Below are 16,127 nucleotides of genomic sequence, written 5' to 3'. Positions count from 1 at the left end.
TGCGGCGGGGTTTAAACCAGGGTGGCCGGGCGGGCGAGCGCAAAGGGGGCTTGCCAGAGGGGCGTGCCGCAAGGGGCGTGTCGCAGGGACGTCGTTGAGGGGCACGGCCGAGGGCGCCGGCGAAAAGCCTTGGCTTTAAGGAATATATTCCTTACTATCTTACTACCTTACCATCTTACTTCCTTCACACGCAGGAGACCCGCCATGGCCCGCACCAGCCGCTCTCTCGCCAAGCTGACCGCCAAGAACCAGCTCACCATCCCGGGCGCGGCGCTGGAGGTGCTGGACTGGCCCACGCATTTCCGCGTCCAGGTGTCGCAGGGGGCGCTGGTGCTCTGGCCCGTGGCGCTGGTGGCGCCGGGCACGGCGGCGAGCGCCCTGGGCCTCGACGCCCAGGCGCTGCGCGACGGGCGGCAGGCCACGATGCGGCGGCAGGCGCAAGTCCGGCCGGCGGAACCGGCGGGTGAGGAGGCGAGTGAAGACTGAGAGGCCAGGAGCCGCGCCAGGGCGCGGGAACGGCGGAGACCGGGCGGTGCCGCGGGCAACTGGGGCGCCCCCGGCGGAGGGGACACGCGCACGGCCGCCGGGCGCGTGGCTGCGGCATCTGCGCGAAGCCTAGCGGCGCGCGTCGGGCATGTAAAGGAATATATTCTTTTATCCGACGCTGCCTCCCAGGAGCGGCCGGCTCTGGGGGACGCGGTGGCGCGGGCTGACGCGCCGCCTGGCCGGGTGCGGCGGGCGATGTCGGGCCGGGCGGGACGATGCCTTGCGGCCGGCGCGGCGCGGGCGGAGGCTCGCCGCCCGCGCCTTCGCGCGGCAAGGGAGTCACCGCATGAGCCAGACCGGGACGGTGCGCCGCTTCGGCCCCAACGAGGTCGAGGTGCTGATCGACGGGATCTTCGACGTGCCGCGCGGCGTCCTGCGGCACGGCGGGGGCGATGCGGCGCTGGCGCGGCTGCTGGAAGGGGTACGCGACGAGGATCTTCGCATTCCCGTCAACGCCTTCCTGCTGCGCGGCCCCGAGGGCGTGTCGCTGATCGACGCGGGCTGCGGCACCGCCTGGGGCGAGGCGTTCGGCCGGCTGCGCGACCTGCTGCGTGAGCGGGGGATGGGGCCGGAGGCGGTGGACCGGGTGATCCTGACGCACGTCCATTCCGACCACGCGCTGGGGCTGCTGGAGGGCGAGGGCGCCTATTTCCCCCGCGCGGAGGTCTGGGTGCCGGCGGTGGACTGGCAGCACTTCCGCGACCCGGCGGCGCGCGAGGCCGCGCCGGACGGCAAGCGCGGCGCCTTCGACATCGCGGCGCAGGTGGGGCGCGCCTACGGTGACCGGGTGCGGGAGATCGGCGCGGGCGAGGTGCTGCCCGGCGTCACGCTGGTGCCCATGCCGGGACATTCGCCGGGACATTCGGGATACCGGCTGGAAGGGCCCGAAGGCGTGCTGCTGATCCTGGGCGACACGCTGCACTTCGCCGGGCTGCAAGGGCGCGACCCGGCGGTGCGGACGGAATGGGACTTCGACGGGGACGCGGCGGAGCGGACGCGGCGCGAGGTCCTGCGACAGGTGCGGGAGAACGGATGGCTCGTGGTCGGCGGGCACGTGGCGGGCCTCGATTCCCCCTAGCGCCCGCGGACACGGCCGGTCCGGCAGCCGGTGGCGGCCGGCCAGGGGAGCCCGGCCAGGGGAGCCCGGCCAGGGGAGCCCGGCCGGGGGAGCATGGGAAGATCGCGGCTGTCGCGGTTCATCGCGGGCCTGCCTTTAGTCGGGGGCAGCGGCTGAGGCGCGGACGCGTGGGGTGAGCCCGCGAGGCGCTTCGAGCCGCGGCCGAGGCTGCGGGCCTGAGGCAAGCCCGGCGCCGTTGGAGCAGTCGTGCCGCCCCGCTCTTGCCCGCCGATCCCGCGCCGAATAACATTACGATATCGAATCTAATGGGCTGGCCCAGCGCGCGGCGGTTGTGCCGCGGCATGGGGCATCTCGCCCCGCAGCGCGGAAGGGGAAACACCGGATGGCCAGGATCGGGCGTCGTGGTTTGCTGGGTGCCGCGGGTGCCGTGTTCGTCGGCTGCCGTTGCGGAACGGTGCCCTTGCTCGCCGCGGACGCGCCCGCCTCGCCGCGCCCGGTCTCGATCGGTGGCAGGCGGGCGCCGGTCTGCGACGTTCATGCCCACTGCGCCTTTCCGGCGGTCAGCGAGGCGATCCGTGGCACGGCCTTCGACCGGCCGATCGCGCCGCCCTCGCTGGTGATCGGGCAGAACCGGATCGCGGCGATGGACGCGCGCGGCATCGACGTGGCGCTGCTCTCGGTGAACGTTTACTGGTGGTACGAGGCCGACCGCGACCTCGCGGCACGGGTTGTCCGCCTGCAGGACGAGGGGTTGGCGGAGCTCTGCCACGCCTATCCCGGCCGCTTCCTCGCCGCGTCCTCGCCGGCGGTGCAGTTCCCGGACCTCGCGGCGGAGCAGATCGAGTACGCGGTGCGCAACCTCGGTGCCCGCGCCGCCTCGGTGGGCGGCCACGTCCGGGGCGAGATGCTGTCCGCCCCGCGGTTCGACCCGTTCTGGGCCAAGGTGGTGGAGCTGGACGTGCCGGTGTTCATGCACCCCGACGGCGCGCAGAACCTGGTGCCGGCGCGCGCCTGGGAAGGGCGCGGCGAGCTCGGCAACGTCATCGGCAACCCGCTCGAAACCACCATGTTCCTGAGCCGGATGATCTTCGACGGCACGCTGGACCGCTTTCCCCGCCTGCGGATCATCGCCGCGCATGCCGGCGGCTACCTGCCGTCCTATCTCGGGCGCGTCGAGGTGGCCTGCGAGGTGCGGCCCGCTGCCGGCTGCCTCAACCGGCGCCGGCCATCCGAGTACCTGCGCGACCAGATCATGGCCGACAGCATGGTGTTCTCCGAACAGGGCATCCGTCACCTGGTGGCGGAGATGGGGCCCGGCCAGATCCTCTACGGCTCCGACATGCCTTATGTCTGGCCCGACACGGTGGACAACGTGCTGCGCGCCCAGGGCATCGGCGACGAGGAAAAGCGCGCCATCCTGGGGGGCAACTTCCAGCAGGTGCTCAGAATGTCCTGAGGCATTCCGACCAATGGATCGGGCAGCGAAGCTGGGGCAGACACCCCGCGTCATCCGAGTGGAGAACGCCATGCACCGCCCCGCCGCCCTTGCCGCCGCCCTTTTCCTCCTGCCCGGCACCGCGCTGCGCGCCGCCGAGCTGCCGCGCCAGCCGGTGCTGACGCTGGAGGCCGCCCGCACGGTCCTGGCCGCCGCGGAAAAGGAGGCGCGCGCCAACAACTGGGCGGGGTCCATCGCCGTGGCGGATGCCGGGGGCGCGCTGCTGGCCATGGTGCGGCTCGACGGCGGCGCCCCGGCCTCGGCCGAGATCGCCCCGGGCAAGGCGCGCACCGCCGCCCTGTTCCGGCGGCCCACCGCGGCGTTCGAGGATGCCATCAACGGTCCGCGCGCCGCGGCGATTACCTCGGGCTTCAACATGATGGCCGGTGGGCTGCCGCTGGTGGTGGACGGGCAGGTGGTGGGTGCCATCGGCGTGTCCGTCGACACGCCGCAGCACGACGTCGCCCTGGCCGAGAAGGGGCGTGCCGCGTTGCCCGAGTGAAGCTTGGGCAGGGCAGGGCGGTGATGGGGCGGGCGTACCCGGCGGTTATCCTGGGCTGCCTCCTGGCCGTGGGAGCGGGCGTGTTCTACCTCCGCTCCGGGGCGGGGAGGCCCGAGCGGCCGCCCATGCCGGGCGCCCCCGTGGCGGCGCTGCTGGCCAGGGCCGATGCCCGCAACGGGGCGCGCCTGTTCGGCCCTTGCTCCGCCTGTCACACGGTCAGCCAGGGGGCGCCGGACGGCAACGGGCCGAACCTGTACGGCGTCCTCGGCGCCCCGATCGCGAGCAACCGTCCGCGGTTCAGCTACACCTACGCGCTGCGCTCCGTGGGTGGCCGCTGGGACGTGGAGCGGATGAACGCCTGGCTGGAAAACCCGCAGCGCTTCGCCCCGGGCACCCACATGATCTTCCCGGGCGTGCACGATGCCTGGGAGCGCGCGGACCTGATCGCCTATCTCGGCACCAAGGGATCGAGGCTGCCGCTGCCGGGTTCCGGGCCTGGGACTCAGGGGGAGTAGGAGCGCCGCATCGCCTCGAAGGTCAGCGCGAAGGCCAGCAGCCCGCCCGCCAGCGTCAGCGCCACGTAGCCCGCCGCCAGCACCGGCGAGCGCAGGAACAGCGTCCCGGTGTCGAGCGAGAAGGAGGAGAAGGTGGTGAAGCCGCCGAGAAAGCCGGTGATCGCCAGCAGCCGCATCTCGTTGCTCATCGGCAGCCCCGACGCGATGGCGCCGCCCAGCAGGCCGATGATGGCGCTGCCCGCGACGTTCACCGCCATCGTCCCCCAGGGGAACCCGGCGCCGAGCCAACGGATCGCCAGGATGCCCACGGCGTAGCGCGCGATGGAGCCGATGGCGCCGCCCAGTGCCACCAGGGCCAGGAGCTGCGGGGCGAAGGGGGTCATGGCGTGTCCTCGCGTCGTGGCGCGTTGGTCTGGCGCTCGGCGCGCAGTTCTTCCCAGTGTTCGAGGCGGGCGGCGACGCGGGCCTCGGCGCCACAATCGGTGGGGCGGTAGAAGCGCCGGCGCTCCATGCCGTCGGGGAAGTAGTTCTGGCCGGAGAAGGCGTCCTCCTCCTCGTGGTCGTAGCGGTAGCCGGAGCCGTAGCCGAGCTCCTTCATCATCCTGGTGGGCGCGTTGAGGATATGGGCGGGCGGCATCAGCGAGCCGGTATCGGCGGCCGCGACCTGCGCTTCCTTCCAGGCGGTGTAGGCGGCGTTGCTCTTGGGCGCCGAGCCCAGGTGGAGCACGAGCTGCGCCAGGGCGAGCTCGCCTTCCGGGGAGCCCAGGCGCTCATAGGATTGCCAGGCGGCCAGGGCCAGGTGGATCGAGGCCGGGTCGGCGGCGCCCACGTCCTCGGAGGCGAAGCGCAGGAGGCGGCGGGCGATGAAGCGCGGGTCCTCGCCACCCTTGATCATGCGCGCGAACCAGTAGAGCGCGGCGTCGGGATCGGAGCCGCGCAGCGACTTATGCAGCGCGGAGATGAGGTTGTAGTGCTCCTCCCGGTCCTTGTCGTAGAGCGCGGCGCGCTTCGCCAGCAGCTCCGACAGCGCGCGCGGGTCGAGGGGGGCGGTGTTCTCGGGCAAGGCCTGGAGTTGTTCGGCCATGTTGAGCAGGTAGCGGCCGTCGCCGTCCGCCATGGCGCGCAGGGCGGCCCGGGCGGCCTCGTCCAGGGGCAGGGGTTGGCCCGCCTCCGCCTCGGCGCGGGCGAGCAGCAGTTCCAGCGCCGCGTCGTCGAGGCGGCGCAGCACCAGCACCTGGCAGCGCGACAGCAGCGCGCCGTTCAACGCGAAGGACGGGTTTTCCGTGGTGGCGCCGACCAGGGTGACGGTGCCGTTCTCCACGAAGGGCAGGAAGCCGTCCTGCTGGGCGCGGTTGAAGCGGTGGATCTCGTCCACGAAGAGCAGGGTGCGGGTGCCGTTGCTGGCGCGGGTGCGAGCCTCGTCGAAGGCCCGCTTGAGATCGGCCACGCCGCTGAACACCGCCGAGATGGCGGCGAAGCGTAAGCCTGCCTCGGCGGCGAGCAGGCGGGCGATCGTGGTCTTGCCGACGCCGGGCGGGCCCCAGAGGATCAGCGAAGCCAGCGCGCCGCGGTCCAGCATCCGGCGCAGCGAGCCGGCTTTTTTCCCGGGGGGGCCGAGGAGGTGGTCCTGGCCGACGACCTCGGCCAGCGTGCGGGGGCGGAGGCGGTCGGCGAGGGGGCTGGTGGTGGCAGCGGGCTGGGTGCCCCAGGGAGTGTCGCCAGGGGCGTCGCTGGTGGCGCCGCCGGAAGCGTCGGACGAGGGTGGCGTGCCGAACAGGTCGGGCGGGGCTTCGGGAACGCGCTTGGGCGGCATGGGTGGCAAGATAGCGCGGGGCGGCGGCGGACCCTAGGGCAGCGGCTTCGCATCTTGATCGGCATCCGTCCGGCAGATGGAGCCGTCCCGACTCGGCCCTCCGGCCGAAAGTCGCTGCCCGCCCTGTCCCGCCCGATCGACTCCTGCCGTTCCCGTGGTGCTAGTCCCACTCCGGGCGCGGTGCGGTGGGCGAGACCGGCGGCGTGCGGCGCCAGGTGCGGCGCATCAGCCGCAGCGGCACCAGCAGGTCGTGCAGCGCGTAGTACACGCCGACCTGCCGCCGCCCGATCGCTGGGATGCTGTAGGGGCCGGAGCGGGTCAGCGGGTTGAAGGGCGCCGGGCGGCTGTAGGCGTAGATCTCCACTCGCACCGTGGCCTTGGGGGAGTAGGCCCGGGCATGGAGGCCGCCGGTGTCGCCCACCACCAGCGTGTTGCCGCGCACCGCGAAGCGCCGGGCCGCGGGCCAGCGCAGCCGCGGCAGTTCCCGCGCATCGAGGCGGAAGGCACCGCCCTTGCTGCCGGCGCCGGCCCGCGTGGCCTCGACGGAGCGGCGCTTCTGCCAGGCGAGACGGCGCGGGGTGAGGCGGTGGGACCCCGCGACGTAGGTCAGCGGCCCTTCGTCATCCGCCACGTCGTGGAGAAAGAACCAGGCCTTCATGGTGGGGTGGAAGGTGTCGATGTGCAGGCTGGTCTGCGGGTCCTCGGCGCTGCCCGGGTCGGCCTTGGCGAAGATGGTCTGGATGTAGACCATCGGCTCCGTGTCGAAGCTGCCGACGTAGCGGGTCAGCCCGCGCCAGGTGGGGGATTCCAGCAGGTCGCGCAGCGCCGGCGCCTGACGCAGCAGGGCCGGGGTGACGGCGATGCGGCGGGTGACGGCGTCGCCTTCGCGCATCTCGCGCGCGGGCACCGCCAGGGCGGCGAGCTGTTCGGTGAGCGCCTGGAAGCGGTCGGGCGGCAGGAAGTCGGGGCGACACACGAAGCCGTCGCGGCGGAAATCCTCGCGATCCCCCTCGCTCACCAGGTGGGCGAGGCGGGCGCGGCGGCGGTCGGCCAGGGCATGGGCGAGGCGCGTCCGCCAGACATGCAGGCCACGGCGATTCAGCGTCTCGCTGCCCAGGATCTGGTTGCCGGCGAAGCTCTTGCGGCCGGTCAGGATCTGCGCGGCATGCCAGGGCAGCAGCAGCCAGCGGGCGGGGCTGAGGGCAGCGGTCACGTGGCCTCGGAACTTGAACTGAGCTTCTGGAGAATAGGCATCCGGCGCACCGTGGAAAGAGGAAAGGCTTCGCCGGTCGATGGCCGGGAAGGCGCCGGGGGCGCAGCGGGGCCCGGCCCCGCGCGATGGCCGCGGGCCGGCGCCTAGCGGAAGCGCGGTTCCTGACGCACGCCGCGCCCGGGAACCTCCGGCGGCGGGGGAACGGGCGGGACGTGGCGCAGCGGGCGCGGGTCGCGCGCGGCCACGGGCTGCATCGAGGGCGGGTCCTCCCAGCCTTCCTGCGGGGCGAGGCGGCGCGGCGCCGAGTCGGGCAGGCGGTTGGCCAGGGCGCGGAGCTCGTCCTGGATCTCGTCGAGCTGCGCCTCGATGCTTTCGAGCCTGCCCTTCACGCCGAACACGCTGAAGGGCATCAGCAGGAAGCAGACCGCGGCCAGCAGGATCACCAGCAGCACGACGAGGCCGCTCCATTCCGGCAGGCCGGGAATGGCGAGGTGGCTCACGAGATCGGACGGCAGCATCGGCGCGCGGGGCTCCCTCAGCCGCCCGTGACGGACATGTGTCGGCCAAGCGCGGGGCGCGCGTCGCGGCGGTCGATCACGAAGTCATGGCCCTTGGGCTTGCGGGTGATCGCCTCGCGGATGGCGGCGTGGAGGCCGGCCTCGTCCACGGCGGGATCGCGCAGAACCTTGCGCAGGTCGGCCGCGTCGTCCTGGCCCAGGCACATGTAGAGCGTGCCGGTGCAGGTGAGGCGGACGCGGTTGCAGCCCTCGCAGAAATTGTGGGTCAGCGGCGTGATGAAGCCGAGCCGCCCGCCGGTCTCGCGCACCGTGTAGTAGCGCGCGGGGCCGCCGGTGCGGTGCGCGCTCTCGTCCAGGGTCCAGCGTTGGCGCAGGTCGCGCCGAACTTCGGAAAGGGGCAGGTACTGGTCGGTGCGGTCGCCGGAAATCTCGCCCAGCGGCATGGTCTCGATCAGGGTCAGGTCGAAGCCGTTCTCGCCGCACCAGCGGATCATCTGGTCGAACTGGTGCTCGTTGACACCCTTCAGCGCCACGGCGTTGATCTTGACCTTCAGCCCCGCGGCGCGGGCGGCGAAGATGCCCTCCAGCGTCTGATCGAGCTTGCCCCAGCGCGTCACCGCGGCGAAGGCGGCCGGGTCGAGCGTGTCGAGCGACACGTTGATGCGCCGAACGCCGGCCGCGAACAGATCGTCCGCCATGCGCCGGAGCTGCGTGCCGTTGGTGGTGACCGTCAGTTCCCGCAGACCTCCGTCGCCGATGCGGGCGCCGAGCGAGCGGAACAGTGAGATCACGTTCTTGCGCACCAGCGGCTCACCGCCCGTGAGGCGGATCCGCTCCACGCCCAGGTCGATAAAGGCGCCGCACAGCCGGTCGAGTTCCTCCAGCGTCAGCACCTCGGCCTTGGGCAGGAAGCTCATGTCCTCGGCCATGCAGTAGACGCAGCGCAGGTCGCAGCGATCCGTCACCGACACGCGGAGATAGCTCACCTGCCGGCCGAACGGGTCCACCAGCGGCGCCGGGCGCGGAAGGCTGATGCTGTCCGCCGTACGGGAGGCGAGGGTCAGCGGAAGAGCGGACATGGTTGGGGCAAGCGGGTCCTGGTCACGAAAGGCATGTGGCGGGCAGCCGGGGGCGCCGCAAGCCCCGTCGCCGCGCAGCCGGCGGGGCAGGGGAAACGCGAGGCATGTAGGGCGTGCAACGCTTCAACCGCGCCCGGGTTTGCCGGCGCCGTGCGCATGGTCGTGGGGATGCCCATGGGGATGCGTTTCGTGCACCACCTCCAGCGGGGCCGCCGCGGTGTTGATCAGCAGCTTGCCGGCATGCTCGAAGTTCACCGTCACGCGCTCCCCGGACACGGACTGCACCTGGCCCAGGCCCCAGTCGGGCTGGCCCGGATGGCGCACCCGCATGCCGGGCTCGATCAGGTCGCTCATCCCGTGCCCTCCTTCGGGTGGTTCAGGCGCCCCGTGGCCGTCCGCGGTCGCGAAGCGGGTTCCGCCACGGGGCGGCGCCGTTTCGCGACGCTGGCGGCCCGCCGCGCCTTGGGCGAGGTTGCACCGCGCCGGGGCCGCTGGCCAGCCCGGACGGGGTTCGCCGATTCGCGCCACGGCGGCCTTAACGGCGATTTCAGCCCGATGGTTCAAACGGGGCGTACGAGCGAATACCGAAGGATGGTTCCACGATGAATTGCGACCTGGCGCTGACGCAGGATCTTTGCGCCCGGCTCTGCCACGACCTCGGCGGCCCGCTCGGCGGCGTGACCGGCGCGCTGGACCTGATCGACCAGACGCCCGAGGCGGTGGAGGTCGCGCGCGAAGGGATGGAGGCGCTGAACTGGCGGCTGCGCCTTTGGCGCGCGGTGGCCGGCGCCGGGGCCGGGCCGATGGGCCGGGCCGAGATCCTGCAGCTGCTCGACGGCGCCCATGCCGGCGGCCGCACCCGGATCGACGGCACGGCGCTGGCCGAAGCGGAGCTGCCGGCCGACGCGGCGCGCGCGGTGCTGGCGGCTGCCATGCTGGGCGCCGAGGCGCTGCCGCGCGGCGGCACCGTTCACCTGTCCGGTGGCCCGGACGGCGTGCGGGTCCGGCCGGAAGGGCGCAACGCCGCCTGGACCGAGGCGCTGGCGCAGGAGGACGCGGTGGCCGGGCGTTCCTCCGGCCCGCGCGGCGTGCTGCTGCCGCTGCTGCTGTGCCTGGCCGAGGCGGCCGGCTGGCGGGTGCTGCGGCCCGCGCCCGTTCCCGAGGGGCTGGACGCGCTGGTGCTGCGCGCCGCCTGAGGCAGAGGGCCGTTACGCTGCCCCCGAATTGTCCCGGGGGCGGCGATCTTCACCGAATCTTCGGGGTCGCGGCCGCATCCTACCGTCCGACACACGATGGACGGGGCAGGCGTGGACGAACTGATCGCCGATTTCCTGACGGAAACCAACGAAGGGCTGGTGGCGCTCGACGACGCGCTGCTGCGGCTGGAACGGTCACCCGACGATCGGCCGACGCTGGGCGAGATCTTCCGGCTGGTGCACACCATCAAGGGCACCTGCGGCTTCCTGGGCCTGCCGCGGCTGGAGCGCGTGGCGCACGCGGCCGAGAACGTGCTCGGCCGCTACCGCGACGGCACGCTGCCGGTGACCACGGGCGGTGTGACGCTGGTGCTCTCGGCGCTGGACCGCATCAGGCTGATCGTGGCCGGGATCGAGGCGACGGGTGCCGAGCCCGCCGGCGACGACGACGCGCTGATCGCGCAGCTCGACGCCGCCTTCGAGGGGCGCCTGCCGGAAGCCTCGCCCACCCCGGCGCCGAGACCTGCCGCTGCCGCAGCGGCCCCGGCGCCGGTTGCCCCGGCTTCGGGCGCCCCGTCACCGGTCAACCCATCGCCGGCCGTTCCGTCGCTGGCGGCCACCCCGCCGGACACCGCAGCACCGCCCGCCGCGGCGGCCGAACCCGCCGAGCACGCGCCCGCCGCGCTGGAGGAACCCGTCGCGGGCGGCGCCATCGCCGCGCCGCAGACCATCCGCGTTTCGGTGGAGGTGCTGGAAGACCTGATGATGCTGGTCAGCGAGATGGTGCTGACCCGCAACCAGCTGCTGCAGGTGGCCCGTGCGCGCGGCGACAGCGAGTTGTCGGTGCCGCTCCAACGCCTGAGCCACATCACCTCGGACCTGCAGGAAGGCGTCATGAAGACGCGCATGCAGCCGATCGGCAATGCCTGGCAGAAGCTGCCGCGCCTCGTGCGCGACCTGTCGCACGAACTCGGCAAGCGCATCGAGCTCGACATGCACGGCGCCGACACGGAGCTGGACCGGCAGGTGCTGGAACTGATCCGCGATCCGCTGACGCACATGGTGCGCAACAGCGCCGACCATGGGCTGGAAACCACCGAGGGGCGGCGCGCCGCGGGCAAGCCCGAGGTCGGGCGCATCATCCTCAACGCCTATCACGAGGGTGGGCACATCATCCTGGAGGTCGGCGACGACGGCCGCGGCCTCGCGATCGAGCGCATCCGCGCCAAGGCGCTGAGCCAGGGTCTCGCCAGCGAGGCCGAGCTCGCCGCGATGGGCGAGCGCGAGGTGCAGCGGCTGATCTTCCACCCTGGCTTCTCGACGGCGGCCGCGATCACGTCAGTTTCGGGGCGCGGCGTCGGCATGGACGTGGTGAAAACCAATGTCGAGCGCATCGGCGGCACGGTGGAGGTGCGCTCGCGCGAAGGCTTCGGCTCCACCTTTACCGTGAAGATCCCGCTGACGCTGGCGATCGTCTCGGCGCTGGTGGTGCAGGCGGGCGGCGAGCGCTTCGCGATCCCGCAGATCGGCGTGCTGGAACTGGTGCGCGTCGGCGGCACCGGCGCGCGGATCGAGCGCATCAAGGACGCCGCGGTGATGCGGCTGCGCGACCGCCTCCTGCCGCTGGTGTCGCTGAGCCGGTTGCTGCGCCTCGACGAGAACGCGGTGGAGGAAGAGGGCTTCGTCGTGGTGACGCAGGTCGGCGCCGACCTGTTCGGCCTGATCGTGGACCGCGTCTTCGACGCCGAAGAAATCGTGGTGAAGCCTGTGGCGCCGATCCTGCGGCACCTGACGGTGTTCAGCGGCAACACTATCCTGGGCGACGGCTCGGTCATCATGATCCTGGACACCAACGGCATCGCGCGCACCGCGGGCGTCGGCCTCGACCGGGGCAGCGAGGGACCCAAGCGCGTGGTGGAAACCGCGCGTCGCGCCGACGCGGCGCAGGCGCTGCTGCTGTTTTCCGCCGGCGATGCCACGCCCAAGGCGGTGCCGCTGGGCCTGGTGGCGCGTCTGGAGGATATCGAGAGCGAGCGCATCGAGCGCTCCGGCGAGCGCTGGCTGGTGCAGTATCGCGGGCAGCTGATGCCGCTGGTGCCGCTCTCGCCCGGCTGGACGCCCGGCGCCGCCGGCACGCGCCAGGCGGTGCTGGTGTTCATCGACAACGACCACGCCATGGGCCTGATGGTGGACAGCATCCTCGACGTCATGGAGGAGCGCATGATCATCGAGCACGGCGCCAGCCGGCCGGGCTTTCTCGGCACCGCGGTGATCGCCGGCAAGGCGACCGAGATCCTCGACTGTTCCTGGTGGCTCGCGCAGGCGGGGGGGAACTGGTTCGGCAAGAGCGCCGGCAAGGCCGCCGGTCCTCGCCTGCTGGTGGTCGAGGACAGCGGCTTCTTCCGCGGCCTCGTGGTGCCGGCCCTTTCGGCCGCGGGCTACGAGGTGACGGCGGTGGACACCGGCGCGCAGGCGCTGCGGCTGCGCGACGCGGGCGAGATCTTCGACGTGATCGTGTCCGACATCGAGATGCCGGAGCTCGACGGGCTGGGGCTGGCGCGCGCGGTGCGCGAGGGCGGCCTCTGGGCGGAGCTGCCGATGATCGCGCTGAGCTCCCGCATCGAGCCCGAGGCGGTGCGGCGCGGACGCGATGCCGGCTTCAGCGACTACGTCGGCAAGTTCAACCGCGAGGCGCTGCTGCTTTCGCTGGAACAGTGCCTCGCCGTGCGCCCGACGCGCGCCGCGACGGCGGGTTGAGGAGGGCATCATGAGCGTGATCGAACGGGTGCGCCCCGCGGCACTGGCGGCAACCGACGCGACCGAGGGGTTCCTGACGCTGACCGTGTCGGGCCAGCTCTGCGGCGTGCCGGTGCACAGCGTGCGCGACGTGCTGGGGCCGCAGGCGATCACCCGCATCCCGCTGGCACCGCCCGAGGTGGCGGGCAGCCTGAACCTGCGCGGGCGCATCGTCACCGCGGTGGAACTGCGCCGCCGCCTGGGCCTGCCGGACCGGGAGGCCGGCGCGGCCCCCGCGATGTCGGTGGTGGTGGAGCATCAGAACGAGCTCTACGCGCTGCTGGTGGACGTGGTGGGCGACGTCGTGGCGCTGTCGCTCAACACCGTGGTCGCCAATCCCGCGACGCTGGATGCCGCCTGGCGCGACGTGTCGCGCGGCGTGTGCCGCGACGTGCCGGGCAGCGAGGGCAGTCTGCTGATCCTGCTCGATGTCGAGCGCGTCCTCGCGATCGGCTGAGGGAGTTCGCGCGGTGCCCGAGTGCCTGGTGGTGGATGACAGCCGCGTCGTGCGCAAGGCCGCGCGGCGGATGCTGGAAGCGCAGGGCTTCGCCGTGCGCGAGGCGGAGGACGGCGCCGAGGCGGTGGCGGCCTGCCGCGCCGCGCTGCCGGACCTCGTGCTGCTCGACTGGAACATGCCGGTGATGGACGGGCTCAGCTGCCTGCGCGCGCTGCGGGCGGAATGGGGCGCGGCCGAACCGCTGGTGATGCTCTGCACTACCGAGGCCGCGATGGAGCGCATCGTGGTGGCGCTGGAAGCGGGGGCGCAGGAATACATCATGAAGCCTTTCGACGAGGCGATCCTGGCGGACAAGCTGGCGGCGCTGGGCCTCGGCGCCGGCGCATGAGCAGCATCGCAGGAAACGACCCCGCCGGTGCCGCGGCGCCCGTCCGGGTGATGCTGTGCGACGACAGCCTGGCCGCGCGCGCCGCCTTTACCCGTGTGCTGGAGGCCGACCCGGCCGTGCGCGTCGTGGCGCGCGCCGGCGACGGCCGCGCGGCGCTGAGCGCGGTGGCGGCGATGGCGCCAGAGGAACGGCCGGAGGTGGTTCTACTCGACCTCGAGATGCCGGTGATGGATGGCATGACGGTGCTGCCGCTGCTGCTGCGCACCGAGCCGCGGCCGCAGGTGATCGTGGCCTCGGCGCTGACGCAGCGCGGCGCGGCGGTGACCATGGCGGCGCTGCGCGCCGGCGCCTCCGACTACGTGCCCAAGCCCAGCGCGGCGGCGGGCGGGATCAACGACCCGGTGTTCCGGGCCGAGCTCTTGGCCAAGGTGAAGGGCTGGGGGCGGATGCGTCGCGGCCGGACGACGGGCGCCCCGGCGATGCCAGCGGTTGCCGCGCCGCGGCCGGTCCGGGCGGCGGGACGCGGTGCGGCGCAGGTGCTGGCGATCGGCTGTTCCACTGGCGGGCCGCAGGCGCTGGCTGCGCTGGTGCGGGCGCTGCGCCCGGTGCCGCCGGTGCCGGTGGTGGTGGTGCAGCACATGCCGGCGGGCTTCACGGCGATGCTGGCGGACCATCTCGGCCGGCTGGGCGTCTTGCCGGTGGCGGAGGCGGTGGATCGCGAGCGCCTGCTGCCCGGCCGTCTTTACCTGGCGCCGGGCGACCGGCACCTCGTCGTCGAGCGTGGCGCGGAAGGGCTGGTGGCCCGGCTGACCGAGGACCCGCCGGTGAACTTCTGCCGCCCCGCCGTGGATCCGATGCTGGAAAGCCTGGTGCGCTGCTGCGGCGGCGGCGTGCTGGCCGCGATCCTGACGGGCATGGGCTCGGACGGGCTGGCGGGATGCCGGGCCGTGGCGGCGGCGGGCGGCACCGTGCTGGCGCAGGACGAGGCGTCCTCCGTGGTCTGGGGGATGCCGGGGGCGGTCGCGCGCGCGGGGCTGGCGGAAGCCTTGCTGCCGCCTGAGGCCCTGGCGGAGCGGATCGGCCAGCAGGCGTGGAGCCGCGAGGCCACCTTGGCCGGAGCACGGGCATGAGCCCCGCTGCCTTCAACACCATTGCCACGCTGGTGCGCGCGCGCTCCGGCATCGTGCTGGGCGAGGACAAGGGCTACATGCTCGACACCCGCCTGTCGGGCATCCTGCGGGAGAACCGGCTGAGCGGGCTCGACGCGCTGGCGGCGAAGCTGCAGGGCGTGGGGGCGGAGCCGCTGGCGCGCGCCGTGACCGAGGCGCTGACCACCAACGAGTCCTCCTTCTTCCGCGACGGCAAGCCTTTCGACCATCTGCGCGGCGTGTTGCCGAAGCTGGCCGCCGCGCGGTCGCCCGGGCAGCGGCTGCGCATCTGGTCGGCCGCCTGTTCCACCGGGCAGGAGGCCTACTCGGTGGCGATGATCCTGAGCGACCTCGCGGCGCAGCTGGGCGGGCGCCCGGCGGAGATCCTGGGCACCGACCTGAGCCGCGAGGTGGTGGCGCGGGCGCAGGAAGGCGTCTTCACCCAGTTCGAGGTGCAGCGCGGCTTGCCGATTCAGATGCTGGTGAAGCACTTCCGCCAGGACGGCACGCGCTGGCAGATATCGCCGGCGCTGCGGGCGATGGTGCGCTTCGAGCAGGGCAACCTGCTGGACAACCATGCCGGGCGCGGCAGCTTCGACGTGATCTTCTGCCGCAACGTGCTGATCTACTTCGACGCGCCCACCAAGCGGCGCGTGCTGGAAGCGCTGGCCGACCGGCTGCTGCCCGACGGCGTGCTCTACCTGGGCGGTGCCGAAACCGTGCTGGGCATCACCGAGCGGCTGGTGCCGGTGACCGGTGAGCGTGGGCCGCACGTGCTGCGCGGCCGGCAGGGTGCGGCGGGCTGAATGGCCTGCCCGCCGGGCGCTCGCCCCGGATTTGCGCCCGGGGCCTGCGCGGCAGCGGTTGGATCAGGCGGCGACGCGACCGGCCGCGGGCATCGCGCGGGGTGCGGCCTGGGCCGGGTCGCGCATGACGTAGCCGCGGCCCCAGACGGTGCCGATCAGGTCGGCGGCGCCGGCCTGGGACAGCTTCTTGCGCAGCTTGCAGATGAACACGTCGATGATCTTCACCTCGGGCTCGTCCATGCCGCCGTACAGGTGGTTCAGGAAGGCTTCCTTGGTCAGCACCGCCCCCCGGCGCAGGGTCAGCAGCTCCAGCGTCGCGTATTCCTTGCCGGTCAGGTGCACCAGGCGGCCGTTGACGCTGACCTCGCGGGCGTTGAGGTCGAGGGTGAGGTCGCCGATCTGCAGCGTGGGCTGCGAGAAGCCCTTGGCGCGCCGCACGATGGCGTGGATGCGGGCGATCAGCTCGCTCTGGTCAAAGGGCTTCACGATGAAGTCGTCGGCGCCCATGCCGAAGCCCTTCACCTTGGCCTGCGGCCGCGACAGGCCCGACAGGATCAGCACCGGGGTGTCGATCCGC

General features: G+C 72.9%; 18 protein-coding genes. 11 read left to right on the top strand and 7 right to left on the bottom strand.

The features are described from left to right. Positions 1-204 precede the first annotated feature (204 nt). From ACFFGY_RS12365 to ACFFGY_RS12345, 5 genes are all read left to right on the top strand, one after another. Entirely contained in the window at positions 205-486 is a 282-nt protein-coding gene (locus ACFFGY_RS12365; protein ID WP_377044802.1) for a hypothetical protein, read from the top strand. Between the two features lie 346 nt (positions 487-832). Further along, positions 833-1,624 carry an MBL fold metallo-hydrolase gene (locus ACFFGY_RS12360; protein ID WP_377044801.1) on the top strand — a complete coding sequence of 264 codons (792 nt, stop codon included), beginning with the start codon at positions 833-835 and terminating at the stop codon, positions 1,622-1,624. 460 nt (positions 1,625-2,084) lie between these two features. Next, on the top strand, positions 2,085-3,080 hold the full coding sequence (locus ACFFGY_RS12355) for an amidohydrolase family protein (protein ID WP_377044800.1): 996 nt from the start codon (positions 2,085-2,087) through the stop codon (positions 3,078-3,080). A 70-nt stretch (positions 3,081-3,150) separates the two neighbouring features. Next, complete coding sequence (locus tag ACFFGY_RS12350) at positions 3,151-3,621, top strand: GlcG/HbpS family heme-binding protein (RefSeq protein ID WP_377044799.1); 471 nt, start codon at positions 3,151-3,153, stop codon at positions 3,619-3,621. 125 nt (positions 3,622-3,746) lie between these two features. Then, positions 3,747-4,136, top strand: coding sequence for a c-type cytochrome (locus ACFFGY_RS12345; protein WP_377044798.1), 390 nt, complete (start codon positions 3,747-3,749; stop codon positions 4,134-4,136). Here ACFFGY_RS12345 and ACFFGY_RS12340 read toward each other — a convergent pair. From ACFFGY_RS12340 to ACFFGY_RS12315, 6 genes are all read right to left on the bottom strand, one after another. Continuing rightward, positions 4,124-4,519: a fluoride efflux transporter FluC gene (locus tag ACFFGY_RS12340; protein ID WP_377044797.1), complete on the bottom strand. Its 396-nt coding sequence runs from the start codon at positions 4,517-4,519 to the stop codon at positions 4,124-4,126. The genes ACFFGY_RS12345 and ACFFGY_RS12340 overlap by 13 nt on opposite strands. Beyond that, on the bottom strand, positions 4,516-5,949 hold the full coding sequence (locus ACFFGY_RS12335; RefSeq protein WP_377044796.1) for a replication-associated recombination protein A: 1,434 nt from the start codon (positions 5,947-5,949) through the stop codon (positions 4,516-4,518). Before ACFFGY_RS12335 ends, ACFFGY_RS12340 begins: the two co-directional genes overlap by 4 nt. A 160-nt stretch (positions 5,950-6,109) precedes the next feature. After that, on the bottom strand, positions 6,110-7,162 hold the full coding sequence (locus ACFFGY_RS12330; protein ID WP_377044795.1) for a phytanoyl-CoA dioxygenase family protein: 1,053 nt from the start codon (positions 7,160-7,162) through the stop codon (positions 6,110-6,112). Between the two features lie 143 nt (positions 7,163-7,305). Beyond that, positions 7,306-7,680: a hypothetical protein gene (locus ACFFGY_RS12325; RefSeq protein ID WP_377044794.1), complete on the bottom strand. Its 375-nt coding sequence runs from the start codon at positions 7,678-7,680 to the stop codon at positions 7,306-7,308. A 17-nt stretch (positions 7,681-7,697) separates the two neighbouring features. Next, a complete protein-coding gene (moaA, locus tag ACFFGY_RS12320) occupies positions 7,698-8,690 on the bottom strand; it encodes a GTP 3',8-cyclase MoaA (protein WP_377045044.1) in 993 nt (330 codons plus the stop codon). A 192-nt stretch (positions 8,691-8,882) separates the two neighbouring features. After that, a complete protein-coding gene (locus tag ACFFGY_RS12315) occupies positions 8,883-9,113 on the bottom strand; it encodes a DUF3553 domain-containing protein (RefSeq protein ID WP_377044793.1) in 231 nt (76 codons plus the stop codon). Positions 9,114-9,361: 248 nt separating this feature from the next. Here ACFFGY_RS12315 and ACFFGY_RS12310 point away from each other — a divergent pair, with 248 nt between their 5' ends. The 6 genes from ACFFGY_RS12310 to ACFFGY_RS12285 all read left to right on the top strand — a co-directional run bounded on the left by ACFFGY_RS12310 (position 9,362) and on the right by ACFFGY_RS12285 (position 15,550). Further along, positions 9,362-9,955, top strand: coding sequence for a histidine phosphotransferase family protein (locus ACFFGY_RS12310; RefSeq protein ID WP_377044792.1), 594 nt, complete (start codon positions 9,362-9,364; stop codon positions 9,953-9,955). A gap of 111 nt (positions 9,956-10,066) precedes the next feature. Next, positions 10,067-12,712 carry a hybrid sensor histidine kinase/response regulator gene (locus ACFFGY_RS12305; protein WP_377044791.1) on the top strand — a complete coding sequence of 882 codons (2,646 nt, stop codon included), beginning with the start codon at positions 10,067-10,069 and terminating at the stop codon, positions 12,710-12,712. Positions 12,713-12,722: 10 nt separating this feature from the next. Beyond that, entirely contained in the window at positions 12,723-13,208 is a 486-nt protein-coding gene (locus ACFFGY_RS12300) for a chemotaxis protein CheW (RefSeq protein WP_377044790.1), read from the top strand. Positions 13,209-13,221: 13 nt separating this feature from the next. Beyond that, positions 13,222-13,596 carry a response regulator gene (locus ACFFGY_RS12295; protein WP_456316162.1) on the top strand — a complete coding sequence of 125 codons (375 nt, stop codon included), beginning with the start codon at positions 13,222-13,224 and terminating at the stop codon, positions 13,594-13,596. After that, entirely contained in the window at positions 13,593-14,726 is a 1,134-nt protein-coding gene (cheB, locus tag ACFFGY_RS12290) for a chemotaxis-specific protein-glutamate methyltransferase CheB (RefSeq protein WP_377044788.1), read from the top strand. The genes ACFFGY_RS12295 and cheB overlap by 4 nt, the downstream gene beginning before the upstream one ends. After that, the gene (locus tag ACFFGY_RS12285) at positions 14,723-15,550 is read left to right on the top strand and encodes a CheR family methyltransferase (protein ID WP_377044787.1); all 828 of its coding nucleotides are present in this window, start codon (positions 14,723-14,725) and stop codon (positions 15,548-15,550) included. Before cheB ends, ACFFGY_RS12285 begins: the two co-directional genes overlap by 4 nt. A gap of 63 nt (positions 15,551-15,613) precedes the next feature. Here ACFFGY_RS12285 and ACFFGY_RS12280 read toward each other — a convergent pair. Beyond that, on the bottom strand, positions 15,614-16,127 hold a 514-nt coding region (locus ACFFGY_RS12280; protein ID WP_377044786.1), incomplete at its 5' end, for a response regulator transcription factor.

It is taken from the genome of Roseomonas elaeocarpi (assembly GCF_042433915.1).
Taxonomy (GTDB): Bacteria; Pseudomonadota; Alphaproteobacteria; order Acetobacterales; family Acetobacteraceae; genus Roseomonas; species Roseomonas elaeocarpi.
Note: the sequence above shows the minus strand (reverse complement) of the source record. Positions and strands in the feature narration are given on the sequence as shown.